The organism is Roseibium aggregatum, assembly GCF_014692675.1.
Taxonomy (GTDB): Bacteria; Pseudomonadota; Alphaproteobacteria; order Rhizobiales; family Stappiaceae; genus Roseibium; species Roseibium aggregatum_C.
On sequence record NZ_JABFCZ010000002.1, the window covers coordinates 25,255 to 51,533 of the forward strand.

The window sequence follows — 26,279 nt, forward strand, 5'->3', positions numbered from 1 at the left end:
AGGCCGCAAACAGCTTTTGACCCCGCTTCGGCGGGGTTTTCTCATTGGACAGGACCCTCATGACAATTGGCGTTTTGACGGCCGGTCGCGCGCAGATCGCGGGCGACGGCGTAACGGATCGTGTCGACCTGGACTTCCAGTTCATCGACCAGAACAACCTTGAAGTCATCCACGTGGACGGGAGCGGGAACCGGACCGAATGGATCTACGGACTGTCGCCGGGGGCATGGTCCTATACGGGAGGCAATTTCGCGACCGGTACGGTGCATTTTACCGCTGCGGATCTTCAGGGCGGGGAGCAGCTGATCGTCTCGCTCACCAGCAGCTACAATCAGCCCTATGCATTCGACGGCGGCGAAATCGATCCGGCGGTGATCGAAAAGGCCTTGGACCGAAGTGCGGTCGACATGCAGTCGGTGGCAAACCGGGCGCTGTTCGAAAAGGACGGCGTTTATGACGTCTCCGGCACGCCGGTAACGGGGCTTCCCGATCCGGGCGGCCCGGAAGACGCGGTGAACAAGCGCACACTTGACGCGGTGACGCCCACCCTCGACGGACTGGCGGCGAGTGCTGCGGCAAGTGCCGCCGAGGCCGCAGCCTATGCCGCGCTGGCAGACACCGCCTTGTCCGATACGACGGACGAGGCGGCGGCGGCGAAGACGGAAGCGGACCGGGCCGCGACCCTGGCGGCCGGTATGGACGCCTATCGGGACGCGTTCCTGAGCTACGGCTATCTGGCGGATTGGGGGACGATCACGGAAGCCCCCGGCGACATCCTTGACTATGGAGACATCACGGCATGAGCACGCGCATTCAACGACGTGGCGGAACAGCGGCGGAACACGAGGCCTTCACCGGCGCTCCACGCGAAATCACGGTGGACACGACCAACAACACGCTTCGCCTGCATGACGGAGCCACGGCCGGCGGTCATCCCGTTCTCATGAAAAGAGACGCGGGCGAGCTGGTGGGGTTCAGGAACAAGATCATCAACGGCGACTTCGAGATCTGGCAGCGGGGGGAAACCGGATTTGCCGCCACCGGCTACTGCGCCGACCGGTGGTTTTGGAGGCCGTCGACCGGAGGAACCGGAACGGTTGTCAAATCGGGTTTTGTTCTGGGGGGGATCCCGGAGATCCCCAGTGCGCCGCGCTACTACGCCTACATCAATCAATCCATTGCCGGAACAGAGACCTGCTACATCGAGCAGCGCATCGAAGGGGTGGAGACGCTTGCCGGACAGGAAGCAACAGTTACCGCCTATGTGAAGCCCGATGCGGCGACCGATGTTGCCGTTGGCCTGGTGCAGTTCTTCGGGACCGGTGGGACACCTTCCGGGCCGGTCTATACCGAAGTAATGCCCGCCACATCCTATCCATCAAGCGGCTGGACAAAGATTCAGGTTCAGTTCACGCTTCCCTCGATTGCCGGAAAGGCTCTCGGGTCGGACGGCAATGATTATGTGGCGCTCCGGTTCATTTTCGATCCGACTGTGGTCTTTACGGTGCGCATGACCCATGTGTCTCTGATCAAGGGCGATGCGACCGCGGAAGACGATCCCTTCGAGCCCCGGCACAAACAGCAGGAGCTTGCGTTGTGCCAGCGGTATTACTGCAAATCCTATGAGATTGATACGGCCCCGGGAACGCTCACGAGTATCGCTAGCCTTATGCGTAGAAACGTAGCCGGGACGAATGTACAGGGCGCGTTCGGTTTCGTACAACGCTTCCCTGTTGCTATGCGCACCTTGCCAACGCTCATTGCTTACTCTCCCCAGAATGGCGCTTCCGGGTATGGGTGGGACGCAGCGAACAGCACGAACATCACATATGCGTTCAATTATGCTTCGTCGGTTGGGTTCAACCTTGAAAATAGCTCCGGCTTCGCTGGAGGAAATGGTTACTCACAGGTCCATTGGAGCGCAGACGCGGAGCTGTAGGGAAAATTGGAAACTTAAAAAATCTTGGGACTGGCTTGATCTCGAAACTCATTGATTGGGGTTGAGTTGGTTATCCCAGATGACACAAGCAGTCGATATCGGCAGATTATCGTCGAATGGGTGGCAGAATTTAATGTAGTCGCCGCTTATACTCCGCCAATGCCGACGGGTGACGAATTGACCCGGAGCGCGATAGTCGTATTGAAGCGGGGCACCCTCTACGGCGTTCCATTGCAAACCGCCTAGAGGACCACGAGAATATTCAAGGTGCGTATTCGCTCGCTTAGTTAGCGATCGTCATCAATGGCGCCTTAGCCGGAGATTATCACTGGCGAGGCGGCGAATATGAAAACGGAAAATCTGAAAATTCCCGTAGCTTAGGCCGCTCGTTTCTAGGCCGCTAGACCATCGAAATAGGAAACTCCCATGCTGACCCGCAATTGGCGGAAGGTGCTCCGGCGTGCCTGGAGTATCCGCCTGATGCTGCTTGCCGGGCTCCTGTCCGGTATCGAGGCCGCTCTGCCGTTGCTGGGCGGCTTTTTTTTCATTCCGCCCGGCCTGTTCGCCGCGTTGTCCGGCCTGACCGTCGGCGGCGCGTTCGTGGCCAGGCTGCTCGCGCAGAGGGAATTTCAGGATGAAGACTAGAACACGTCTCGCAGGCACGGCTGCGGCCGGGGCCATCGCTCTTGTCGGTGCCTGGGAGGGGCTGCGGCTGACCGCCTACAGGGATATCGTCGGGGTGCCGACGGTCTGTTACGGCGAGACCCGGGGCGTGCACCTGGGCGACCGGCACAGCAAGGCGGACTGTGACGCGATGCTGCTTGCCTCCCTCAGGCGTCACGAGGCGGGCATGCGCAGGTGTCTCAAGAGACCGGACGGGATCCCGGAGAAAAGTTACATCGCTTTCGTGTCGCTGACCTACAACGTCGGCGTCGGTGCCTTCTGCCGGTCGACGGCGGCGAGGCGTCTGAACGCCGGCGATGTCCGCGGCGCCTGTGACGCGGCGACATGGTTCAACAAGGCCGGTGGACGCAAGGTGCGGGGACTGGTGAACCGGCGTGCGGCCGAGCATGCCCTGTGCCTGGAGGGGCTGAATTGAGCGCGGTCTTTCTTCTGCGGCCGCTGCTTCGGTTCCTCACCAGCCGGACAGGCATTCTCGTCCTGATCTGCTTTGCCCTGTTCGCCTGGCACAAGATCGACAAGACCAGCGCAGTGCGTCGTGCCGTTGCAGGCTACGTCGCGGATGTCGAGCTGTCTGCCAAGAACGCGGAACTGGCCGAACTGAAGCGGCGCTCGGCCGTATTCGTCTCCGCGAACAAGAACCTCCTCTCGCAGGTCGCAGCGGCCAATGCAGATGCGGAAGCCGCCAACCAGGAGCTTGAGCACTATGTCTCGACCGTCGATGACGATTGCGCTGTTGACGGCGCTCTTCTTGAGCGCCTGCGCAACCGATAGGGAGCGCGCGAAGGATGCGGGGGCTGCGCTCGGACGTGTCGCGGGCTCTGCAGGCTGGCCGGATCTGCCCACCGACTGCCGCCGTCTCGAACATTCCGGTGTGCGCCCGGGCGATCCGCTGGACACGGCGCTGATCCGTACCGACCAGGCGCTCGGCCGAGCCAACGCCCGGGTACGGCGCTGCGCGGGCTGGCACGATCAGGTCGCAGGCGGGATAAGGGAGGGTGTTGAATGACCGAAGACGAGCTGCACGACATTGCCCGCAAAGCCGGGCGAGAAGGGGCGAGGGAGGCTCTGCGGGCCCTGGGTGTGGATGCGGACAATCCGCTGGAGGCCCAGAAGGACATGCATTTCCTGCGAGATCTGCGCAAGGGCACAAAAAGCATCAAGGGCAAGGCGATCAACACGATCATCGGGGCCCTTGCGCTGGCCGGACTCTACAAGATCTTCGACGGCGTCAGGTGGGGGCCGTAAGGGAAGGGTGCCGTGAATGGGTATGCCCGGTTCAGATGCGGAAAACGGCTTAGGGACTGTATCTGTCTTCACGCTTTCCGGTTTGAAAAGGCCGGAACCCGCCTGGGGGAAAATGCCCGGAGAGCAAAAAAAACGCCTTGATCTGCGAGGCTTTGCCGCGTACACGAACCTTACCGGAGAGGTGGCCGAGTGGTCGAAGGCGCTCCCCTGCTAAGGGAGTAGACGGGCAACCGTCTCGAGGGTTCGAATCCCTTCCTCTCCGCCATTTATATTTATAAGTAATTGTTTCTAATCTCGTTATTCCAATTGGGCGCCGCTATCCCTAAAAAAGACCCTAAAGCCAGACGCCAGTAATCTTTATATCAGTCCAGTTGCTTAGGGGTTTCGGATCGAAATCCCCGAATAATCCATGAGACACACAAACCCGCCGCTAGGAAACCAAGCGGCGGCAAAAATGCCACTTTAAAAATATGAAATAATCGCCTTTTTCTCGCGTTTAGAATTGCGTCGGCTTGGCGATTTAGCAGCTCAACCTCGAATGGATTCTCAGGCCGTTTGTTTTCGGACGGAATCAAATCATCGAAAGTTACGCCCTTTAGTGTTTCAAGCACCGTGGCTTTTCCCTCCAAAACGCCTTTCGCCGCCGCAATCAAATCCAATTGCACAAATACAAGCGCCACCCAGACGGTAGACAGCACTAACCAGGTTCGAATAAAACCACGCTTCCAATTCATTAGACTTACCTTTCCACTTCGCGCGCGTATTGGTCTCGAAATCCGCAGGAGGCAATGATGTTTAGCCGATAATGTTTTGATACTTCAGCGTTTTAGCTGACTGACTTATCTGGATATACATTCACTAATAGTCTGAAAAAACTACATGAACGGCATTTACCCCCCGCGCTAGAACTTGCGGCTTGATAAAGACTTCTGATGTAGCCACGAATTTAGTAGCATCTCCTCAAAGAATTTTCGGATCTGTATTGCCATGTGGCTTGAGACAATTGCCGCGCTTCTATTCCTCGGGGGACTTTGGCCCTTGTGGCTTATTCTAGCTATCCTTTGGGGAGGGCTAAAAGCGGTGTTTATCTTCGGCATCGGCATCATCGGACTATTTCACTTGGATACGGTTACAAGCGAAAGCCTGCTGTCAGTTCCTTTGAGTGCAGTTATTGAAGGCGCATCAGCCGCATGGTCGATACCAAGTTGGGCTTGGGATTGGGCAAAGTACTCACATCCCATCATCGCCTCTATCTTGGGACTGATCGGACTTGGCATGATGAACAATTAGAAAGCAGGCTGGAATACTACCGAGGTAAATCTATTTGTGCCAACCGGCGCCTCCAATTCCTCCCTTTTTAAAACCCTCCCCGTATGGCTTAATAATAGCGCCCCGTTTCAGAACCGATAGCGTGTGAAAAAAAGCGATAAATCGGTTCTAATTTGAGCCCATTGGACAGTTAGCCCAGGGCTTTCGGTTCTAGATCGGGTCCATATGCCATTTCGATGGCCCCGTTTCAGAACCGTGTTTTGTTTTTGGGCCGGTTTTTTCTAGGTTTTTAAATTGCCAATCGCGTGTTGCCGGATGGCCTTCACATTCGCAATCCGTGAGCCGCCATTCGGACGCCTGCCGACCATAGAAATACCCTTCCTTGGTTTTCACTATGAATCCTTTGCGCTCCAATTCCTGTTGAGCCCGGCGCACGGTTTCCTTGCCCATTCCGAGCGTCCGCGCGCCGTCATCTAGGCTCAAACGGATTTTGCCGTTGTTCGACCCGTTAAAGCGGCTACGCATTTCAATGAAGACCCTCACGGCATTGCCTGAAAGCGACCGCCAAATGGGATGCTGTGTCATGGAGTATGGAAGGGGCATATATTGCCCCTCCCGTTTGCTCCGGCCATTCTTGCTATGGCCTCTGCCCCGCCTAGCCATTGGGCTCGCTTTCCGCCTCAGAATGCGAAATGACTTTTACAGGCGTCCTGAGCACATAACGAGCATGACAGCCGGGGAAGGGCCCTCCATGGCGTTCTGTGACGGTTTCAATGTCTAAGCCATCTCCGCGAAGGCTATGGACGTATCCACTCCAACGCGGTCCCGGCGTGTCGATGGGCGTGCAGCCTGTTTCTCCGGCATCAATAAGCTTCGAAAGAGCCCAAGCATTCCGGCCTGTATATGTCAGGTCTAAAGAGCCCAGCGCGGTTTCCGCTTTGATTGTGAGTGTCTGCGGAGCTTTCATCAGAACACCTCCGGCGCATTGGGAAAATGAATAGAGACATGGGCATTGACCGTCTCTGTCGGCCATCCGGTTCGCGCTTGAATGCGCCGCCCGATCAAGGTGCAGGGATAGCGGGAAACGGTTTGTCGATCCGCCCAATCGAAAAGCGGAAGGGATGGATTGAGCGAGGTCGCTCGCTGAGGTAATGTCCTCATCGTTCAATTCCTTTAGTCAGGGTTGAATTTTCCCCGGCGCTATCGGTTTGTTTGCAGACTGCCCGATAGTGAGCCGGGGATTTGTTTTGGCGCTGAGTGTCAGGTTTTGTCAGGTCTCTTGGCCGCCCTAAATACGCGGAACCTATTTCTTAGGACGATGATGTTTCCATCCGACTCCGGGTCGCAATGGCTCTCCCAAGCTGCCATCAAGTCTCGCCGCCGTTCCAAGGCATCGCCGCGCCGATAGGCCCGCTCCGTTGCATCGCCAAAGACATGGGCCAAAGCCGCTTCGGCAATCTCACGCGGAAAGCTTGTTTCCTCTGCGGTCCAATCTCTGAATGCACTTCGGAAACCATGGACGGTAAAGCCGCCTTGCCCCATCCGCCGCAGTTGCATCGCCATCGACATGCCAGAAAGCGGCCTGCTTTTTTTAGTGCCCGGAAATAGGTAATCATCCTCACGACGTAAGAGGGCAAGCCTGTCGAGCAATTTTGTAAGGCAGTCTGTAAGCGGTACACGATGTTCCCGACCGCCCTTCATGCGCTGGGCGGGAATTGTCCAAATTCCGTTTTGCCGGTCAATTTCCGACCATGTTGCATTGAGCGTTTCGCCGCTTCTGGTCGCGGTCAGAATGCACCATTCCAATGCGAGTGCTGATAGGCTCTCATTTGCTCTGAGAGCATCCATGAAGTCGGGAATAGCCTTATAAGGCATCGCCGCGTGATGGCCGCGTTTGAGTTTCTGGCGTTTCGGCAAAAGCGAATCCAGATGGCCGCGCCACCTTGCGGGATTTTCGCCAGAGCGCAGCCCCTTTGCCTTTGCCGCGTCCAGAACGCGTTCCAAACGACCGCGCAACCGATTGGCGGTTTCGGGCTTTGTCTGCCAGATCGGTTGCAACACCGATAAGACAGCCGCCGTGTCGATTTCATCCAAGCGCTTGGGACGCAACGGCGCGGCATACGCTTTTAGGGTCATCCGCCATTGGGCAATGTGCTTTTGGTTTCGAAACCCCGGCGCAAGGTCATCAATCAAAGCATCGGCAAAAGAGCCGAATGTCTGGTCAGCGTTTTTGGCCTTTTCGGCTTTGCGCTGCTCAATGGGGTTTACGCCCTTTGCAACGAGCGTCCGCGCCTCCCCAGCGCTTTCGCGGGCATCTGCCAAGGAAACCGCCGAAAGCTTGCCCAGCCCCATTTCCTTGCGTTTACCGTCCCATTGAAAAATAAACAGCCAGGATTTTGCGCCGGTCGGTTTTACCGACAGGTAAAGCCCATCGCCATCGGCATGTAGTCCCGCCTTTGAAAGTGTCTGTACTGCACGTGCTGAAAGTCGCTTTGCCGTTCGCGCCATCGCCTTGACCCTAAAAATCCTAAAACTGTCCCTAAAAGATAAGGCGATTTTTGGCGAATTACAACGAACAGCTACAAACATATAATGGCTGTTTTTCCACTATTTCTCCCTATTTTAGAGGCGCTCACGAACAAAAGAGAATTTCTGTTAGGCGGACTTCCTCTCCGCCATTTTTCGCCATGTACATATCTGTTTTTGCTTCAGTCTCTTGCTCGCGGTTGCTACCAAGGGCTTTTCAGATGGCTTGCGGCCATAGCGTCCGCTGTTCAGGCGGATCCTGAACTGGCAAATTGATTCAAGTGTTGTTGCCAGCGAGTTGAAAACACAATTCAAATCGGTTCTTTCAGGCGCTGCGCGTTTGGTGCTGAAAGACGCACGGTCCCCTGACCGGGAAGCGGACCTCACTCGTCGAATGGCGGGAACGGATACTGGAAGTTTCCGGTCTTGTGCCGCCGGTCGATCGTTTCCTGAAGGAAGGCATCGACCACGAGCGCGAGCCGGAAAGCGCTTTCCTCATGCAGCTTCAGCGCCATGTCCCGAAGTTCCTGATCGTCGGCATGTTGCGGATCGTGGAGGATGTCATGGGCATTGATGACAGCGCCGGATGACGAATGCATCATGTCCATGAGCCGTTTCATCTGCCGGTCGTTCATCGGTTCTTGTCACCGTCGAAAATTGCGATGCAGTCGCTGGCAAATTTGAAAAGCCGGTTGCTCCAGCGCGCCGTGCTTTCCCCGTCGAGCATGATCGCCATACGCTGGACTTCGTCGGCCTGGCGTCTCAGGCGATCGATCTGTTCCCGTTTGTGCGGGAACAATTCGAAAAAGACATCGTCGTAGCGCAGTATCATCTCCGCCACCTTGAGGCCGCCGCCAACCATATAGGCGCGGTACTGCATCAGCTTGATCGGCCCGAATTTCTTCGGTTCAGGGTGTTTAAGCAATTGATGAAACCCGATGACATTGGTGCAGGGCTTCTGAAACAAGGCTTTGAGTTCGTCCCGGTGTTTTTGCGACATGACGGCCTCGAAAATCCGTTCGAAAAACCCAAGGCTAAAGAACTGGCCGAAAACTGCAAGCAAGCACAGGATTCAATTATTCGACGCCTGCAATCCACGTCCGGTTTCAGTCTTCCTGCTACCCATGCTTCAGGTGCCGCGAAGGAAGGCGGGATTCGGTCAGGATTGTCAGGCGTCTGCGATAGGCCTTCACGAACGGGCGTTTGGCGTTCAGCGCATGGAAAACGGGACGACACGGCGGGTCGTCGGATCGACGAGGAGCTCCTTGTCGAGCGCGGGGAAGGCTCGGTCGGCGCAATTGTTTCTCGGGCAGATCCGGCAGTTGATGCCGATCCGGTCGGGAGAGGCCTTTGTCTTGTCGCTCGGGATGAGCCGGTCCGCATAGACCAGCAGGTCGGCGTATTTGGCCTCGCAGCCGAGGCCCAGGGCATAGCGGCGCTGGCGGTCGGTGTAGGATGATGCAGGCTTGGTGACGCTGGTCGCCAGGCACACGTAGGAAATGCCGTCCGGCATCTCGCCGTGTTGAACGGAAAACCGGCCCTCCGGATTTTCAAAGGCCTCGTGGACGTTCCACAAGGGGCAAGATCCGCCGTAGCGGGCGAACTGGAACCGGGTCGCGCTGTGACGCTTGATGATGTTGCCCGCCCGGTCGACTTTCAGGAAATAGAAGGGCACGCCCTTTTCCCCGCTGCGTTGCAGGGTCGAGAGGCGATGGCAGATCTGCTCCAGGCTGGCGCCGCTGGTGGTGGCGAGGCGGTCGAGGTCGTGACGGTAGTCCCGGGCGAGTGCAGCGAATTTCCGGTAGGGCAGGAGCAGGGCGCCGGCGAAATAGTTGCGAAGTGCGAGACGGCAGATATCGCTTGCCGCGGCGGTTGCGAAATTGGCCTCATCAAGATGCGCGGCAATCAACGACTCCGAGGTCAGTTCCGCGATCACATTGCCCAGGAGGAACGCCATGGTCGACCGAGGAAGGGCGCGGTTGAGCACCACGATCTTCCTTGCCGGATCGAAGCTCATGATGGCTTCTTCCCCCGCACGGTCGCCATCGGAGATCTCGACCACGACGTTGTGTTTCGCCGTCAGCCAGTTCGCCAGAAGGGAAAACCGGTCGGAGTGCCAGGCGAGGCCGAGTTCGTTCGCCAGGCTTTCCGCCGCCGTGTCCAGATCGTCGACATAGTTGTCGGTGTAGTGAAAATAGTCCCGCACCTCCTCATAAGGCGAGGTCAGGCGTTTGGCGGGTTCGGTCTGCCGGCCGTGCATGACGATGGCGTCGTCGATGAAGGCCTGCTGTTCGCTCATGTGGCGCAGCGCGCTGTAGAGATCGAGAACGGCGCGGGCGAAATCGGGCGTGTGAATCGCCACGCTTTTCAGTTCCTGCAGGCCGATCGAACCGGAATGGAACCGCGTGTCGGCAAAGGCTTCCGACAGGTCGGAGACAAGCCGGTCGAGATCATTCGTCTCGAAACTTGAGAGGTCGGCGCCGAACTCGCGGCTGACCGCGATCAGAACGCTGGCCGAAATCGGCCGGACATTGCTTTCAAGCTGGTTGACGTAAGACGGAGACAGGTTGAGCCGGCGGGCGAAATCGACCTGGGACAGCTCCGCCCGTTCGCGGATTTTCCTCAGGATATGGCCGGCAAACAGTTTCTTGGTCATGGTCTCCGGCCCGTTTGCGAAGAATTTGCAGCATTTCCTGCAATAATTTCCCATACTTTTTATCTGCAATGAAACCAAAAAGCGATCCGATCATCTTTCGGGGGAGGCGTGGCTGCCTTCCGGCGATCGGTATGGCGATGAAGTCATGTGATAGTCGGATGATTCGCGGGTGGAGGGGGCTTGGCGGCAGGCTGAATTTGCCCAGTCCCACAGCAGCGGCGGCGGCAGCAGCCACAGCGATGGCGGTCACGATGACGGCGGTCACGACGAAGGCGGTGCGAAGGGCAAGCAGCGCAGAGGCGGCGATGGTGCCGCCGGACAGCGCGGAAGTGGCGGCCGCGGCGGCAATCTGCGCGATGTCTTCCGGGGAATGGAAGAAGAGGCCGCAGCCGACGGCATCAATGAACATGGGGCTGGCGGTAAAGGCACGCCAGGCGGACAGAGCGGCGCCCAGAAGAAGGGTTCGGGCCGTCCCGAAACCGCCGGATCGAGTGAATCGGAAGAGGATTCCGACCGTCCTGATTATGCGGGTCCCGGCGGGCGCGACAACAAGCCCGGCCGTCCGAATACCGAGTCCGGTATCAAGAAGGGCGGTATCTACGGTGACATGTACATCATACTGCGGGACGAGAACGGCGTGCCGACCCTCGACGAGAACGGCTATGTGCAGGTGAAATATGTGGATGCGAACGGCGACCTGCAGTGCTGCATTCCGCGTAACGACGAAGGTGACCTTCTGGCTACGCTGCCGGACGGAACCGCGGTTGTTCCTCTCGAAGTCGAACTCGGGCGCGTGAGCGTCGGCCGGTCTCCGACGCAGGTTCTGGCCGCACAGTATGATGAGGTCCTGAACACGATCAACTCGGATGATGCGGTATCCGTGTCGCTCGACGCGTCCGGACGCATTGTCGTCACCTTGACGGACGGCACCGAAAAGACGATCGATTCACCGCTGGAAAACCTGGCGCTCTACTATCAGCTGCTGACCACCGGAACCATTTCGGGCATCGATGATCCAACGAAGCTCGGCGATCTGGCATATCTGGTCGACGGCACGCTGACTGCGCAGGATCTGTCGGTGGCGGCATCGTTCTTCGCCGCAGCCTCTGACAAGACGATCGCAGTGACCGTGGACTCCATCGAGTACATGAACACGATCCTGGGTATCGAAGGTTCGCTCACCGACGGCTATGTCGACTACTCGAGCTTCGTCTACGACCGCGAATCCGTCTACGGTTCGATGGAAGTTGAAGTGCTCGTCCAGCAGCCGGACGGCTCGTGGGCGTCGGAGACTGTGAACGTCTATGATGTCATCCTGGGAGGCGAGGCGACAGGTGAACTGACCAACGTCACCGCCTTCACCACGGCGACGGACGACGCGCGGGCGATCATCGATTACCTGCACGAATACGGCGTGCCGACCACCAACTGATTGGTTGTTGCAGTGATTGAGGTAAAGGGCCGCTCCGATGAGCGGCCCTTTTTTCATTTGAGCGATCCGTTGGAGTTCGATGTGGAAGCGGGGCCATAGGTCGGCTCTTGTCAGGTAAACAAGATCCGCTCACTGCCTTCTGTTCAGTTGCAAATTATTCGCAACATTTCTTGTAACAATTTCACACTTTTCTTTTTTCCGAAAAAGATCAAATATCCGCCGAACATCATGATCGGCGTGCATGAGGGCATGCCGCAGGCGTCGGATAGTGAAGGGAGAGGGAAATGGGACGGTTCGAGGGCAATCTGGTGACAGGCAACTTCAGCGCCTACGCAGGCACTGCCGTACCGCTCCACCGGCCGCTTTCGTCTGACCCTTTCCCCGAACTGACGACGCGCCAGAGAGAAGTCCTTCAGATGCTGTCGACCGGCCTGACCGACAAGCAGATCGCTTATGAGCTCGGCATCAGCACCGCAACCGTCAAATGCCACACACGGGCGGCGGTTCAGCGTATGGAAGCGAAGAACCGGCTTCACGCCGTGGCCCTTTACGTGCGGGGACAGGTCGAGCTCGAACGGGCGTTCTGAGCAGCCGTACATGGTGAAGGCCGGAAGGCTCGGGGGGGTTGGCGCCGGTCAGACCTGTTGAGAGCATTGACGGAAGGGACACTTGGTCCCGTTCATGTTTTACGCAACGATTGATGCCTTCGTGTGCGTTGCGGGCGCGTATCCGCGGTCGTCCACATTAGCGAAGTCCGGGACGGCACACTCCTTTTGGGGCCGGTATCCGGGTTCTTTCCAGTGGTGATCTTGCTGCCATCTTCATTTGCCAGGCTTTCTGTGACCGCTTCAGCCGGCCGGGTGTCAAGCATCAGGCCGGCACTCGGATAGTGTCGGCAAACTGCCTCATCGCCTCCATAACCCTCAAACGGTTGTTCCATTTCACGCGCCGTGTCGATGCAGCGCATGGCTTGACTCGCCTTGTTCAAAGTATGATTGTCGGACAATCGGATATTTAGATCCCGACGAGGACATATTGTGTTCGGACGGGGCGGCCTACATGACCGGATCCGTTATCGCCGTCGACAGCGGCCACCTTGTCTCCAGCCTGTGAGGACCACCATGGATTTCACGATTCCTGCGCATATCGAAGACTTACGCGAACAGATCGCCAGTTTCGTCGAAACCGAACTGCTGCCGGTCGAAGCCGACCGGGCCAACTACGATCCCCACGAGAATATCCGCCTGGACGTCCTTGCCGCCAAGCGGGCCAAGGCGCGCGAGCAGGGGCTCTGGTGCCTGCAGCTTGCCCCGGAGACCGGCGGACGAGGCGTCGGCCGTGTCGGCATGGCCGTCTGCTACGAGGAAATGAACCGCTCGATCTTCGGGCCGGTGACCTTCAATTCGGCAGCACCCGACGACGGCAACATGATGGTCATGGAGGCGCTCGGCACGGACGAGCAGAAGGACTGGTGGCTGAAGCCGGTCGTGGACGGCAAGGTCCGTTCCGCCTTTGCCATGACCGAACCTCATCCGGGCGCCGGTTCCGATCCCGGCATGATGCAGACCGTGGCCCGGAAGGACGGCGACGACTATGTGGTGCAGGGCCACAAATGGTTCATCACCGGGGCCGACGAGGCGGAACATTTCATTCTGGTCGCCCGCACGTCCGACGATGCGCGGCGAGGCCACACCTGCTTCCTGTTCCACAAGGACGATCCGGGCTGGGAGATCACCCGGCGCATTCCGATCATGGGGCCGGAAGAACATGGCGGCCATTGCGAGATGATCTTCGACGGGCTGCGGATCCCGCGCCGCAACGTGGTTCTGGAGGAGGGCCGCGGTCTCAAGGTCGTGCAGACCCGCCTTGGCGTCGCGCGCCTGACCCACTGCATGCGCTGGCTCGGCCTTGCCAGGCGCTGCGTCGAGATTGCCACGGAATATGCTTCCCGCCGGGAAGGGTTCGGGATCCGGCTGGCGGACCGGGAAAGCGTCCAGATCATGCTCGGGACCCTGTGCGCCGACATCGAGGTGGGACGCCTGCTGGTGATGAAGGCCGCCTGGGGGCTGGATCAGGGCAGCTACGCCCAGAAAGAGGTCTCCATGGCCAAGGTCCATGTGGCCAACCTGCTGCACCGGGCCGCCGATGCCGCCATCCAGATCAACGGTGCGCGCGGCTATTCCAAGGACACCGTCCTGGAATGGATCTATCGCTATGCCCGGCAGGCCCGTCTGGTCGACGGGGCCGACGAGGTGCATCGCATGGTCTTGAACCGCTATCTGGCGGGCGAGGGACGCGCGTTCTTCCGGTGGCCGGTCGCGGAGGCATAGGGTGAGCGATACCGATTTCGATCCCGATGCGCTGTCCGGCTACCTGCGCGATCGCTTCGGTGCGGGCGACCTGTCTCTGACCCGCATCGGCGGTGGCCAGTCGAATCCGACTTATACGGTTGAATGCGGCGGGCGAAAGATGGTGCTGCGCAAACAACCCAATGGCGAGATCCTGCGCGGCGCCCATGCCATCGACCGGGAGTATCGTGTACTGACGGCACTTGGTCCGACGGATGTGCCCGTGCCCGCGCCGGTGCTTTACGAAGCTGATGCGGCAATCCTCGGCACACCGTTCTACCTGATGGACTTTGTAGAGGGACGGGTGTTCAACGACTGCCGCCTGCCGGAATCCTCGCCGGAGGAGCGGCGCACGCTTTATCTTTCAATGGCGGAAACGCTTGCGAAGCTGCACCGGCTTATCCCTGACGATATCGGTCTGGGCGACTACGGCCGGCCGGGCAATTACTTCGCCCGCCAGATCCACCGCTGGACCTCCCAGCTGGAGGCTTCGCCCTCCAAACCGGATCCGGTTTTACGTGATCTGGCCGCCCGCATTGCAGAGGCCATGCCTGAGGACGACGGTCTCGTCTCGATCGCCCATGGCGACTTCCGGCTGGGCAACATGCTGGTTCATCCGAGCGAGCCGCGGGTGATCTCGGTTCTCGACTGGGAACTCTCAACTCTTGGGCATCCCCTGGCCGATGTGGGTTTCTGCTGCATGCCCTGGCACACGGCGCCGGACGAATACGGCGGGATCCTGGGGGAGGAGAGCGAGGGGATTCCGACGGAAGCGGAATTCGTAGCGCGCTATCGCGAGGTGCTGCCAAACGTTCCGGCACCGGAGCCGTTCCATGTGGCTTTCGCGCTGTTCCGCTTCGCGGTGATCTTCGTCGGTATCGCGGACCGGGCGGCAGCGGGAACCGCGTCGGACCCGGATGCAGCACGCTTCGGACCGCTCGCTCGCTGTTTTGCCATCCGCGCCTGGGAGGCTCTGGGCGAGGCACCGCCCACAGCTGCTTGACGGCTACCGGAGCAAGATCATAGTCACAGGAATACCCGGAGGAATGGACGGGTGCAGGATCAACAGGAGGGACAGCCGATTCTGGGTCAGATCGATAAGGATCCGGGCTATATCCGGGTCGCCAAGGCCATCGAGGCGGAAATCGTCGCCGGCCGGCTGAAGGTCGGCGAATTGTTGCCGACAGAGGCGGAACTTTCCGGGTTGCTCGGAGTCAACCGGTCGACTGTCCGCGAAGGCATCCGTGCCCTTGAGAATGCAGCGCTGGTCCGCCGCGGCGACGGCAAGAGGCTGGTCATTTCCGCACCCGAGCCTCACGTCATCACCAAGGTAAATACCCGCGCCATGCGGATGATGCGGGTGAGCTTCCTGGAGCTGTGGGAGGTGCAGATGAAGCTGGAGCCTTTCGCAGCGCAGTTGGCCGCAGAACACAGAACCTCCGATCAGGCGGATGCTCTTCAGGCCAATGTAGCGGAGCTGAAAGCCAATCTGGACGACGACGACTTTATTATCCGCTCCGATGTGGAATTCCACCGGCTGATTTCAGAAGCCGGCGGTAATCCGGTCCTGTCTCTCGCCACCGCGCCGGTCGGGCAGCTCCTCTATTCTGCAACCGTCGATCTCTATGCCAGGGTCCCCCAGGCCCGCCACCGCCTGGCCGCCGCCCACGAGGCGATTGCCCGGGCAATTGCCGATGGCGACGCGCATGAAAGCGAGCGCTGGGCGGCCAGGCATATCCAGGATTTCAAACGGGGTTACGAAGTCGGCGGCTTCGACATGACCGCGCCTCTGCCCATGCGCGACTGAGGGGGACCTCAGAGATCCAGAGGAAAAGGCAGTCTCGTCGGATGCCGGAGACTGCCTTTTTTATTTACCCGTGCTTTCGCCGGAGGAGGGAAACGCGCGCCCTCTATTTCTTCTGTGCCGATGCCGACCCGGCTGCGGGCTTCGTCTGCCGTGATGCAGGCCGTGCCTTGGCGGCAGCAGACCTGGATGCCGCTGGTTTTGCGGGTGCTTTCGCTGCTGCCGGTTTGGCTGCGGCCGTCTTTGCGCTCGTTTTTGCGGCTGCGGGCTTGGTCCGTGCAGTCCTCGCGGGTGCTTTCGCTGCCGCTGGCTTTGCAGCCGCCGGCTTTGCAGCCGCCTTTGGCGTTGCGGGTTTTGCTGCCGCCGTCTTGGCTGTTGCCCTTGTCGCTGCCGGCTTCGCGGCCGCCTTCGCGGCAGCTGGCCTGGCCCTTGCCGTCCTCGAAGGTGCTTTCGCTGTTGCTGCCTTGGCTGCTGCCGGTTTTGTGGCTGCCTTCGTTGCTGCGGGTTTGGCAGCTGTTGTCTTTGCAGGCGCCTTTGTTCCAGCTGGCTTGGCCGCTGCGGTTCTGGAGGGCGCTTTCGCTGCTGCGGGCTTGGCCGCTGCCGGCTTCGCGGCTGCTTTTGCCGCTACAGGTGTCTTTGCCGTGGCAGCCGGTTTTCTTGCGGCCGTTGTTTTGCGCGCGGAGGTCGCGCGGCGGGCCGTCGATGCCGTTTTTGTCTTTGGAGCCGCCGTCGGTTTGGCAGTAGTTGCAGTCCCGGCCTTTTCCGGACTGATGGTGGTCATCAGGGAACCGACGACTTTCTTCATATCTTCCGAAAGTCGGGCAGCTCCTTCTTCCACGATCTTTGCGGTTGAGGCGGTAAAGTCGGTTGCCGCGTGCCTGGCGCCGGACGCGCCGGATTCGACCAGCTTGCCGGCATCGACGCCGATCTCGCTGCCGGCCTCGGCAAGGCCCGACAGGGCATGCCATACCGCCGATCCGGTATCACCTCCGGCCGCAGACGTCTTGGAAGCGACGGATTTGACCGTCGCCGACGCGGCCTTGAACACGTCTTCGCCGACATCGGCCATACCGAGCACAACGCCCTTCGCCACCGCTTTCGTTGCGATCAGAACACTGCTGCCGGCCTTCGGCCCGCCCGACAGGACGCCGGAGACGATGTCATGCACCTTCTTCGGCAGATCGCCGGCGATTTCGCCGCCCGCGCGCATGTTCTCCACGACCGCGGTCCTGACACTATGGAAGATCTGCGCTTCCTTTTTATCGATGGTTTTCAGGAACTTGACGGTTTCCTTTTCAAGGTCCGGTGCCTTGACAGAGGTCTTCTTTTTCTGATTTGCCTTTTTTGCTGAAGGCGATTTCTTTTTTTCTTTTACCGCTTTTTTGGCCATCTGACGTTTCCTCTGATTCAGGCGCCTTTCCAAGCATATCCGGCGCGATTTGGAAGCTGGCTGGGCAAAATAGTCTGCAATTACTAATGCAATGATAGTGCAACAAATGCGTCTCCCCTTTGACCGTAGTCAATACTGTTACATGTTGCGTGGAACAGAATGGGCATCGGCGATATCGTTGTAACGAGACCGAGGATCATGCAAAGCCAGCTGTCGCGTGACCAGATAGCCGACCGTCTGCTTGAAGCGGCCGATCTTCTCGAGGCGCAGGCCGCGGACCGGTTTCGTGTGCGCGCCTACCGGATGGGCGCGGAAACCGTCCGCAGTCTTGCCGAGGATCCGGCGGGGCTTCTGGAGCGCGAGGGACTGGAGGGCCTGATCAGGCTGCCGCACATAGGGACCCGGCTGGCCCGCGCGATCGACGAAATGGTTGCGACCGGGCGCTGGATCCAGCTGGAACGTATGCGCGGGGAGGCGGAACCGGAAGCCGTGTTCCAGACGGTGCCGGGTATCGGGCCAACGACCGCGCGCGCGATCCACGACGAACTCCATATCGATACGCTGGAAGCCCTGGAAATCGCGGCCCATGACGGCCGGCTTGAAAAGGTACCGGGGATCGGCGCCCGGCGCGCGGCGTCGATCCGCGCCATGCTCGGCTCCATGCTGGCCCGCCGCCGGCGACGCAGTCCGGACGATCATGAAGAACCGCCGGTCGCCTTACTGCTTGAGGTCGATGCGCTCTATCGTGACAGGGCCGAGGCGGGAGACCTCCGGCAGATCGCGCCAAGGCGTTTCAACCCGACCGGCGAAGCCTGGTTGCCGATCCTGCATACGGATCGCGACGATTGGTCGTTCACGGCGCTTTTTTCCAACTCGGCACTGGCCCATGATCTCGGGCGGACCCATGACTGGGTCGTGATCTATTTCGGCCATTCAGACGGGCCGGAGCACCAGCGTACCGTGGTCACCGAAACCCGCGGTCCTCTTGAGGGCAGGCGGGTCGTCCGCGGCCGCGAGGCCGAATGCCGGCAGCATTATTTCGCCGATGCCTGACCAGACCACCCCTCCGGAAGCGCAGCCGCAAAAGGTCTCGGCGCTCGAACTCGCCGGCCGGCAGCGGGATATCTCGATCTCCGAATTCTTCCTGAAGAACCGGCATCTCCTGGGCTTCGACACACCGGAAAAGGCTCTGGTCACGGCGGTGAAGGAGGCCGTGGACAATGCCGTCGACGCCTGTGAGGACGCCGGCATCCTGCCGGAGATCAAGGTCGAACTGCGCCGCCGCGGACGCATCTTTACGGTCGCGGTCGAAGACAACGGTCCCGGGATCCTCGAAGAGCAGATCGGCCGGATTTTCGGCAAGCTCCTCTACGGCTCGAAGTTCCACAAGCTCGCCCAGTCGCGCGGTCAGCAGGGGATGGGGATCGCGGCGGCCGGCATGTACGGCCAGCTGACCACCGGAAAGCCCTTGCACATTCTCAGCCGCGTGGAAGGCGAGCCGCTTGCCACCGACCTCTATGTGGCGATCGACACGCAGAAGAACCGGCCGGACGTTCACCGGAAAAAGCATTTGGAATGGGGCCATCCGCAGGGCACCAGGGTAGAAATCGTGCTGGAAGGCAGCCTGCAAGGCGGGCGGCATTCGGTCGGCGCCTATCTGCGGCAGACGGCCATCGCCAACCCGCATATCACCATCCATTACCAGGACCCGGACGGCCACACCCGCGACTTCTTCCGCAGCATACACTCACTTCCGCCCCGTCCCAGGGAGATCAAGCCCCACCCGCACGGCATCGAACTGGGGCGGCTGATCCAGATGCTGAACAATACCGACAGCCGGACACTGATGCAGTTTCTGGTCAATGATTTTTCCAGTGTCGGCAGGAAGACGGCGGCCCGGATCATCAAGGCCGCCGGCCAACGGGTGAGCGAGCGCTCCTATCCGACCCATATCGCCCACACCCAGGCAATCGCGCTGCACCGGGCGATCGAAAAGACGCCGGTGCTCTCGCCCCGGACGGACTGTGTCGTGCCCATCGGCGAGCCGCAGCTGCTCAAGGGGCTCCAGTCGGAGGTGGCCGCGGATTTCTATACCGCGACCACCCGACCGGCAGGGAGTTATCGCGGCAATCCGTTCCAGATCGAGGTGGCGATTGCCTACGGCCAGGCGGGCGAGGCCCGGGTGGATGTTGCCGAAGGCGGCCGGATGAACGAGGTTAGGCCGGAGCCGGTGCCGGCCGGGGAGGACCTGCTCGGCCTGAAGGACGAGCCGGCCCATCTGCTCCGCTTCGCCAACCGGGTGCCGCTTCTCTATCAGCAGTCGGGCTGCGCCATCACCAGGGCGGCGATACAGACCAACTGGCGCGCCTATGGCCTGCACCAGCCGAAGGGCGCGCTGCCGATCGGGCCGATGGCGATCCTGGTCCATCTCGCTTCGGTCTGGGTTCCCTATACTTCTGAGGCGAAGGAGGCGATCGAACCCACGCCCGAGATCGTCAAGGAGATCGTGCTCGGGCTGCAGCACTGCGGCCGGGAGTTGGCCCAGTATCTGCGCCGCAAGGCAAGGCTCAGGCGCGAATATGAACGGCGCGTCTATATCGAGACCTACCTGCCGCATATCGGCGGTGCGCTGCAGGACATTCTCGCCCTCAGCGACGAGGAACGCGACAACGCCATGCAGCGGCTCGACAGCGCGTTGCACGAAAGCCGGCAGAAACAGGGAGGCGGGCATGACGGAAACGCTTGAAGACATGGAACCCGGCGATCTCGATGTGCGCACCCTGGAGCTGATCGAGACGCTTGCCCGGCAGATCCGCGACCGGATCGAAAAAGGGGAACTGCCGGAGATCCGGCTGCCGGTGCGCAGCCTCTCCAATGTGACCTATGACGCGGCCGAGGGCTATTTCGGACTCGGCGCGGCGCGCAAGACAAGGACCCTGACCGTGAACACGGCCAAGTCCTTCGCTCAGACCCTGCGCATGATGGCGACCTCCTACGGCATGGTGGAAAAGGATGATTTCGCCACCAAGCGCGAGGCCTATTACATCTCCAAGAACTGGGGCGACTGCCGCTTCGACGAACAGGCGGAATCGGATGCAATCATGGACGACATCGAGGCGCTGGCCTCGATCCACGGCCTGTCGCGCGAACAGCTGCGGTTCTATCCGGAGGCCCATGGCGGATCGGTCGCCGGGCGGCTGACGGTGATCGACCGGAATGCTGGAACCGGGGAGGAGATCGAGATCGACTGCACACGATTGGGCAGCGGGGCCTACAGCATTCCGCATTCGGTCGAACAGTTGAGCTTCAGGACCGATGCCCGCTTCATCCTGGCGATCGAAACCGGCGGCATGTTTCAGCGCCTGAACAAGCACCGGTTCTGGGAGAGTGCCGATTGCATCATCGTCGAGATGGGCGGCGTGCCCACCCGGGCCACCCGGCGTTTCATCCGGCGGCTGTCCGACCAGCAGGATCTGCCCGTCTACTGTTTCGTCGATTGCGACCCTTACGGTTTCACCAACATCTACCGCACGCTCAAGGTGGGCTCGGGCAATGCCGCCCATATCAACCGGTTCTTCTGCGTGCCGCGGGCGCGGTTCCTTGGCGTCACACCGCAGGATATCACCGACTTCGGGCTCGATGACGCCACCCATCCGCTGTCGAAGGGCGACGTCAAGCGCGCTCGCGATGCGCTCCACAACGATCCCTTCATTCGCCAGCATCCGCAGTGGGTCGCCGCGATCGAGCAACTGGTCGGAATGGGCGTGCGCGCCGAACAGCAGGCGCTGGCCAAATGGGGCCTGAACTACGTGATCGAGGAATATCTGCCGGAGAAGCTGTCCAATCCGGACGCGTTTCTTCCTTAGTCCTCACTCCTCATATGGTGCGGCGACGATGTGCGGCAGCCAGACATATTCGGGTTGACCAGAGTCAACGCCAAGTCCCGAAAGCTCTGATATCCGATAACGTATACCTGTGATCGCGGGGTGATAGGGAGCGGGAGGATGCGAACCTATTCTTTGGATATCGATCCGGAGCAACTGGTCCTCTGGACCAGGACGGAATTGGGTGAACGGCCTTCCAGGCTGACGGTTGCTGCGAGCTGCAGACGGGAAGTCCGCGCCTTCGACAAACGACAGGAATTCCGCTTTGGCGATGCCGAGAGTGAGGACCTTGCGGAAGTCGCTATCGTTGCGGCTCTGGAGATTTCTCCGGCGGTGTCAAAAGACGGCTGGTCGATTTCCGTGCTGATCGAAGACGAAACCGGTTTGAGGATACCGGACGAGGGGTCTGACGGGGGCGATGAGGAAATGGACCTTGAGACTTTCTTCGGGACATTTATCCGGCCGGATCGCGGAACCGTCTATGTCACCGCAAATGTCGAGGATGCGGCCGCGCAGGCGCGGCTGACCCGGCTTTTGGGGAACGTTCTGGAGAACCGTCACCGGGGTTCAAATCCGCGATAATCTGGAGGTTGTGATCATGACATCGGCCGAGTTCACGAAACAGGCATATGCGGCGCTGAAAACGGACCGCCGCATCGATCCCCATTTCAGGGCAACGACACTGGAACTGGATACGGAGGGGACGGTCACCCTGGAAGGCGAGGTCGGGACGGTGGGTCAAAAGCGGCTGGTCCTGGAAAGGATAGCCGCTCTGCCCGGCGTCAGCGGTATTGTTGACCGGCTCCGGGTGAAGCCCGCGGAAGCCATGAGCGATGCCGGCATTCTGGATCACATCCGCAAGGCGCTGCTGCAGGAACCTGCGTTCCAGAGTATCCGCATCGCCGAAGAAAGAGATCACACCGTTCATGTCCTGAATGATCTGCCCGAAGGGGCGGACGGCGAAATCGTCATTTCCGTGAGCGACGGCGTCGTGACGCTGAACGGCGAACTGCCGAGCCTGACCTCCAAACGGATCGCGGGTGTTCTTGCCTGGTGGGTGCCAGGAAGCTGTGACGTCATAAACGGTATTTCGGTGGAGCCGGAGGAAGAAGATGCGCCGATCCGGATTGAGGAGGCTGTTCACCTTGCCCTTGAACTGGACCCGTTCGTGAACGCTTCGCAAGTTAGGGTGGGCGTGCGCGGGCGCGCCGTCCGCCTGACCGGGCTCGTCGGCTCGCAGGCTGAACGTACCGCAGCTGAGGCGGACGCCTGGTACGTGTTCGGCGTCGATGAAGTCATCAATGAAATCGAGGTGCAGGATTAGCCTCCGGGCACGCCTCGCTATCCTGTGCTGGTGAACGGATGAGACGCAAGGAGTGGAGATCATGGCCTTCCGGCTCGCGAGTCCCGCGTTTGAAAACAATGATGAAATTCCGGAAGGACACACCTGTATGGGCGCCAATCTGTCGCCCCGGCTGGAATGGAGTGATCCTCCGCCGGACGCCTTGAGCTTTGCGCTGGTGTGTCTGGATCCGGACGCACCCGGGGGCACCTTCTATCACTGGGCCGTCTTCGACATTCCGAAAGACATGAGGGAGCTTGAGGCGGGGCTGCGCGCCGATGCCAAGCGGCCGGACGGGCTCCGGCAGGCCCTCAACGACTTCGGTAAACCCGGCTATGGCGGCCCCTGCCCGCCACGCGGGCATGGACCCCATCATTACAGGTTCTGCCTGTTTGCGCTCGACGTGGCGAAATTGGAAACAGGCGATCACGCCCGTTGCAGGCAAATCCTGGAAGCTGCACGGCCACATGCCCTCGCGACGGCGGAAATAACCGGTTTGTTCGAGCGTTGAACGCCCAAGGATACGGAGAACCGCAGCATGAGTGCATCCAAGCAGCCGGATCGTGATCTCAATACCCGGTCCCTCGAGCGGCACAAGGCGTGTGGTGGCAAGATCCAGATCGCGGCAAAGGGGCGGATCGCGTCTCCTGAGGATTTGCTGATCTGGTACACGCCGGGTGTGGCCGCGCCGAGCCGGGCGATTGCCGCCGAGCCGGAAACGGTCTTCGACTACACCAACAAGGCGAATAGCGTGGCTGTGGTGTCGGATGGTTCGCGCGTGCTCGGTCTTGGCAACATCGGCCCCGAGGCGGCGCTTCCGGTGATGGAAGGCAAGGCGCTCTTGTTCAAGCATTTCGGCGGCGTCGATGCCGTGCCGATCTGCCTCGACGTTCACGACGAGGACGGAATTGTCGCCGCGGTAAAGGCGATAGCCCCGTCCTTCGGTGGCATCAACCTGGAAGACATCGCCACGCCGAAGTGCTTCCGTATCCTGGAGCGGTTGCGTAAGGAGCTGAGCATCCCGGTCTGGCACGACGATCAGCAGGGCACGGCCACGGTCGCGCTTGCCGGGCTGCTCAACGCGCTGGAGATCGTCGGCAAGGACTTGGCAACGGCGCGGATCGTGCTGGTCGGCATCGGTGCTGCGAATATGGCCCTGCTTCGGCTCCTGAAAGCGAAAGGCGCGGATCTGGATGGGATGATCGCCGTCGACAGCACCGGGATTCTTTCTGGCAAACGGCACGATATCGAGGATCGGCAGGTGGACATGCGGGAAAAGTGGCAGGTCTGCTGCGAGACCAACGGAACCGGGCTGGAAGGTGGTATCGCCGAAGCGTTGCGGGGAGCGGACGTCTGCATCGCCTTTTCAGCGCCCGGTCCGGACACCATTCCGGCCGCTGCCATTGCAACCATGGCCCAGGATGCCGTCGTGTTCGCCTGCGCAAATCCGGTTCCCGAAATCTGGCCTGATGCGGCGAAAGTTGCCGGCGCGCGGATCGTTGCCACCGGGCGCGGCGACTTTCCCAACCAGGTCAACAATTCGCTCGTGTTTCCGGGCCTGTTCCGGGGCATCCTCGACGTCCGCGCCGGCGAAATCACCGAGGACATGCAGATCGCTGCGGCCGTGACCCTGTCCGAAGTTGCCCGGAGAAAGGGCCTGAGCGATGAGGCGATCCTCTGTTCGACCGACGATCTGGACGCCGCGACGGAAATCGCCGCTGCCGTGGGTGCCGAGGCGGTCCGTGTCGGCATTGCGCGGTTGCCAAGCGACTTTCAGACGCTCAAGGACGGCGCCCGGGAGCGGATACAGGCGTCGCGTCGTCTCAATGCGCTGGCAGCGGTGGAGTAATCCGGAATTCACACGAGCAGTACTAGATAACGCTTAATTTGACACGATGCCGGTTCTGTCAATCTGAGGTGTTTCAGATTGGATAGATTTTCAGTTCTCTAAAGATCGTTCGGTAAATCAGCGTATTCGACATACCGGCAATCATGGCAACGCGTTGCCATGAGCGGGCGCTTGGTTCAAGTCAACCGAAACGATGCCCGCTTCGAGCATAGTCTCTATCCGTGCGTTTCCGTAAAACGAGCCCAGGCAAGGGAAGGGGCGATGTCGCTGAGGGTAGGGCAGGACTTTCACTAATGCATTTTTTAGAAGGCCAAGTGATGTGATCTTTAAGAAGTTGCGGCTTTCCTTATCTAAGCCTCAGGCGAAATAAACGTGAGGTGATAAGTGTTGAAGTGAGGCCTCGGGCGGTAATGATAACAATCTGATCTCATTTAGAAATAGTAAGTCATTTCTAAATTAAAGAAACCCCATGAAATAGAAGAAAAAACTCATTATAAAACAGGATATGGAAAACGGCGCGCGCAGAAAATACTTCTTAAGGTGTTTCGTTCCTTTTATTACATAAGAAAATAACAAGGTAATGAATGCGAGTATCGCTATGACTACGTAAAATGTTATTGTGGGCAGCAAACTAGTTATAAGAAGGGTGTTGTAAGGTACAATCCGGTCGCTAAGGTTTCTTCCTACGACGCTCAAATCTCTCGTCAGGCTCCAATGCCATACGAAATTGACTGTTAAGAAATCCGAACAATCTTCCAACAGTCCTGCGGTCGCTTTTGTTAAATAGAAACGTGAAACTGCGCCATTTTCAAAAAGGCATACAGCTATGGGGGATTGAGGATATTCATTGGACAGGGTATCCGCCACGAATTGATCTAAGCGAAGAACTCCGAGATTTCCGAATACAGACATTGGAAATCCATCTTCAAGTTCATCCGCTTGTTTGAAACTCATCGAATAAGCTGTATCTAAATCATGGGCAGTTGCTATTTGTCCGCTGACAGAAAATCTTATTTCCTCTACTGGTTTAAGCTTGCTGTCGTCAGGAATGTCTGCGTCCCGAAGCCATTTATTGATTCCAGTTTTTGTTGCGATAGTGCGAGAATATTTTTCTGCTTCGGACCCTGACATATCTCTAAATTCGCTTTTAATAAATACTTTTAGACGCGAGATGGAGGAAATAATTAAGGGTTGTAAGTCTGTATTTCTAGGGTCTAAAGTAGAGTTGTAGTATACATTTATATCCTGATAAGCAGATGTGTCGGAATTAGGCACTATCAAGCCGCTAAAATCATCACTAAAATTCAGGCGTTTGAATATGTCAGCTCTATCAAATCGAGATAAATAATTTGGTATTTCTGCTATTTTTGACGCATTTTCACCAAAAGGTTTGCTTCTAATATATCTCAATTCTACTGTTGACCAGACAAAAAATTGGACGACTAGCATTGAAAAGAAGGCGTAAGATAAAATAAATGTATTTATAGTTACAAATATATCGGAGACGATGAATACAAGTGATCTAAAAATACTTTTCGCCGATAGTGAGGCTTCAATAAATATTTTAGTTTGAATAATTGTTATATAGTCAAATATCACATTGAAAATTATAAATGATGCAATCAATAATATTTGTGTTCTATCGAAATTCACACCTCCTAACGTCTCCCCATAGAAATAGATTTGGAACGCTGCGACAATCGTGAATGATGTGATAGAAACTAAAAATGCTGATAAAAAGAACGACTTAGAAAAAAGTTGTCCTGAAAAGAACCTGCCAAAGACAATGGAGTGGGCCATTTCAAGAAAATTTAGAAATTTAACTGTCAATGTTAAATCAGGATTAGAATTATCTAAATATTTTTCTATTTTTTCTCTTTCGACTTTGCCAACTAACACTGTATCCAAGAA

The 26,279-nt window shown here is 58.6% G+C and carries 28 protein-coding genes and 1 tRNA gene; 21 read left to right on the forward strand and 8 right to left on the reverse strand.

Translation table 11 applies throughout. From position 1 onward, the window contains the following. Positions 1-59 precede the first annotated feature (59 nt). From HK439_RS01305 to HK439_RS01335, 7 genes are all read left to right on the forward strand, one after another. Positions 60-803: a hypothetical protein gene (locus HK439_RS01305; RefSeq protein WP_190289565.1), complete on the forward strand. Its 744-nt coding sequence runs from the start codon at positions 60-62 to the stop codon at positions 801-803. Continuing rightward, complete coding sequence (locus HK439_RS01310; RefSeq protein WP_190289566.1) at positions 800-1,939, forward strand: hypothetical protein; 1,140 nt, start codon at positions 800-802, stop codon at positions 1,937-1,939. The genes HK439_RS01305 and HK439_RS01310 overlap by 4 nt, the downstream gene beginning before the upstream one ends. A gap of 426 nt (positions 1,940-2,365) precedes the next feature. After that, a complete protein-coding gene (locus HK439_RS01315) occupies positions 2,366-2,584 on the forward strand; it encodes a hypothetical protein (protein WP_190289567.1) in 219 nt (72 codons plus the stop codon). Next, entirely contained in the window at positions 2,574-3,038 is a 465-nt protein-coding gene (locus HK439_RS01320; RefSeq protein ID WP_190289568.1) for a lysozyme, read from the forward strand. The genes HK439_RS01315 and HK439_RS01320 overlap by 11 nt, the downstream gene beginning before the upstream one ends. Then, entirely contained in the window at positions 3,035-3,394 is a 360-nt protein-coding gene (locus HK439_RS01325) for a hypothetical protein (RefSeq protein WP_190289569.1), read from the forward strand. Before HK439_RS01320 ends, HK439_RS01325 begins: the two co-directional genes overlap by 4 nt. A 231-nt stretch (positions 3,395-3,625) precedes the next feature. Next, positions 3,626-3,868 (forward strand): DUF6127 family protein, encoded by a 243-nt coding sequence (locus HK439_RS01330; protein WP_190289570.1) that lies wholly within the window; start codon positions 3,626-3,628, stop codon positions 3,866-3,868. Between the two features lie 175 nt (positions 3,869-4,043). Further along, positions 4,044-4,133, forward strand: a tRNA-Ser gene (locus HK439_RS01335). A 97-nt stretch (positions 4,134-4,230) separates the two neighbouring features. Here the strand turns inward: HK439_RS01335 and HK439_RS01340 are convergent. Then, positions 4,231-4,602 carry a hypothetical protein gene (locus HK439_RS01340; RefSeq protein ID WP_190289571.1) on the reverse strand — a complete coding sequence of 124 codons (372 nt, stop codon included), beginning with the start codon at positions 4,600-4,602 and terminating at the stop codon, positions 4,231-4,233. Positions 4,603-4,855: 253 nt separating this feature from the next. Between HK439_RS01340 and HK439_RS01345 the strand changes: the two genes are divergently transcribed. Continuing rightward, positions 4,856-5,158 (forward strand): hypothetical protein, encoded by a 303-nt coding sequence (locus HK439_RS01345; RefSeq protein ID WP_190289572.1) that lies wholly within the window; start codon positions 4,856-4,858, stop codon positions 5,156-5,158. A 189-nt stretch (positions 5,159-5,347) separates the two neighbouring features. Here HK439_RS01345 and HK439_RS01350 read toward each other — a convergent pair whose 3' ends face one another. The 6 genes from HK439_RS01350 to HK439_RS01370 all read right to left on the reverse strand — a co-directional run bounded on the left by HK439_RS01350 (position 5,348) and on the right by HK439_RS01370 (position 10,319). Then, positions 5,348-5,740 (reverse strand): helix-turn-helix domain-containing protein, encoded by a 393-nt coding sequence (locus HK439_RS01350; RefSeq protein WP_190289573.1) that lies wholly within the window; start codon positions 5,738-5,740, stop codon positions 5,348-5,350. A gap of 52 nt (positions 5,741-5,792) precedes the next feature. Next, a complete protein-coding gene (locus HK439_RS26770; protein ID WP_235987510.1) occupies positions 5,793-6,104 on the reverse strand; it encodes a winged helix domain-containing protein in 312 nt (103 codons plus the stop codon). Positions 6,105-6,397: 293 nt separating this feature from the next. Next, entirely contained in the window at positions 6,398-7,645 is a 1,248-nt protein-coding gene (locus tag HK439_RS01355; protein WP_190289765.1) for a tyrosine-type recombinase/integrase, read from the reverse strand. Positions 7,646-8,046: 401 nt separating this feature from the next. After that, the gene (locus tag HK439_RS01360; RefSeq protein WP_190289574.1) at positions 8,047-8,298 is read right to left on the reverse strand and encodes a hypothetical protein; all 252 of its coding nucleotides are present in this window, start codon (positions 8,296-8,298) and stop codon (positions 8,047-8,049) included. Then, entirely contained in the window at positions 8,295-8,663 is a 369-nt protein-coding gene (locus HK439_RS01365; protein WP_190289575.1) for a hypothetical protein, read from the reverse strand. The genes HK439_RS01360 and HK439_RS01365 overlap by 4 nt, the downstream gene beginning before the upstream one ends. Before the next feature lie 210 nt (positions 8,664-8,873). Beyond that, entirely contained in the window at positions 8,874-10,319 is a 1,446-nt protein-coding gene (locus HK439_RS01370; protein WP_190289576.1) for an XRE family transcriptional regulator, read from the reverse strand. 169 nt (positions 10,320-10,488) lie between these two features. On the opposite strand from HK439_RS01370, the gene HK439_RS01375 reads away from it, so the two are divergent. The 13 genes from HK439_RS01375 to HK439_RS01435 all read left to right on the forward strand — a co-directional run bounded on the left by HK439_RS01375 (position 10,489) and on the right by HK439_RS01435 (position 24,368). Further along, positions 10,489-11,751, forward strand: coding sequence for a hypothetical protein (locus tag HK439_RS01375; protein WP_190289577.1), 1,263 nt, complete (start codon positions 10,489-10,491; stop codon positions 11,749-11,751). A 284-nt stretch (positions 11,752-12,035) separates the two neighbouring features. Continuing rightward, the gene (locus tag HK439_RS01380) at positions 12,036-12,338 is read left to right on the forward strand and encodes a helix-turn-helix domain-containing protein (protein ID WP_190289578.1); all 303 of its coding nucleotides are present in this window, start codon (positions 12,036-12,038) and stop codon (positions 12,336-12,338) included. A gap of 534 nt (positions 12,339-12,872) precedes the next feature. Then, entirely contained in the window at positions 12,873-14,081 is a 1,209-nt protein-coding gene (locus HK439_RS01385) for an acyl-CoA dehydrogenase family protein (protein WP_190289579.1), read from the forward strand. Position 14,082: 1 nt separating this feature from the next. Next, entirely contained in the window at positions 14,083-15,102 is a 1,020-nt protein-coding gene (locus HK439_RS01390) for a phosphotransferase family protein (RefSeq protein ID WP_190289580.1), read from the forward strand. A 51-nt stretch (positions 15,103-15,153) separates the two neighbouring features. Then, a complete protein-coding gene (locus HK439_RS01395; RefSeq protein WP_190289581.1) occupies positions 15,154-15,906 on the forward strand; it encodes a FadR/GntR family transcriptional regulator in 753 nt (250 codons plus the stop codon). A gap of 41 nt (positions 15,907-15,947) precedes the next feature. Then, positions 15,948-17,237 (forward strand): hypothetical protein, encoded by a 1,290-nt coding sequence (locus HK439_RS01400; protein ID WP_190289582.1) that lies wholly within the window; start codon positions 15,948-15,950, stop codon positions 17,235-17,237. Positions 17,238-17,491: 254 nt separating this feature from the next. Next, complete coding sequence (locus tag HK439_RS01405; protein ID WP_190289583.1) at positions 17,492-18,346, forward strand: helix-hairpin-helix domain-containing protein; 855 nt, start codon at positions 17,492-17,494, stop codon at positions 18,344-18,346. Then, positions 18,339-20,039: a DNA topoisomerase VI subunit B gene (locus HK439_RS01410; protein WP_190289584.1), complete on the forward strand. Its 1,701-nt coding sequence runs from the start codon at positions 18,339-18,341 to the stop codon at positions 20,037-20,039. The genes HK439_RS01405 and HK439_RS01410 overlap by 8 nt, the downstream gene beginning before the upstream one ends. Next, entirely contained in the window at positions 20,023-21,159 is a 1,137-nt protein-coding gene (locus tag HK439_RS01415; protein WP_209011493.1) for a DNA topoisomerase IV subunit A, read from the forward strand. Before HK439_RS01410 ends, HK439_RS01415 begins: the two co-directional genes overlap by 17 nt. Positions 21,160-21,297: 138 nt before the next feature. After that, positions 21,298-21,759, forward strand: a complete 462-nt coding sequence (locus HK439_RS01420) for a hypothetical protein (protein WP_190289585.1) — start codon at positions 21,298-21,300, stop codon at positions 21,757-21,759. Positions 21,760-21,775: 16 nt separating this feature from the next. Next, positions 21,776-22,501, forward strand: coding sequence for a BON domain-containing protein (locus HK439_RS01425; RefSeq protein ID WP_190289586.1), 726 nt, complete (start codon positions 21,776-21,778; stop codon positions 22,499-22,501). A 61-nt stretch (positions 22,502-22,562) separates the two neighbouring features. Continuing rightward, positions 22,563-23,030 carry a YbhB/YbcL family Raf kinase inhibitor-like protein gene (locus tag HK439_RS01430; RefSeq protein ID WP_190289767.1) on the forward strand — a complete coding sequence of 156 codons (468 nt, stop codon included), beginning with the start codon at positions 22,563-22,565 and terminating at the stop codon, positions 23,028-23,030. A 27-nt stretch (positions 23,031-23,057) separates the two neighbouring features. Beyond that, a complete protein-coding gene (locus HK439_RS01435) occupies positions 23,058-24,368 on the forward strand; it encodes an NAD(P)-dependent malic enzyme (RefSeq protein ID WP_190289587.1) in 1,311 nt (436 codons plus the stop codon). Positions 24,369-24,824: 456 nt separating this feature from the next. Here the strand turns inward: HK439_RS01435 and HK439_RS01440 are convergent, their stop codons facing one another. Continuing rightward, a complete protein-coding gene (locus tag HK439_RS01440) occupies positions 24,825-26,276 on the reverse strand; it encodes a hypothetical protein (RefSeq protein WP_190289588.1) in 1,452 nt (483 codons plus the stop codon). Positions 26,277-26,279: the final 3 nt, after the last annotated feature.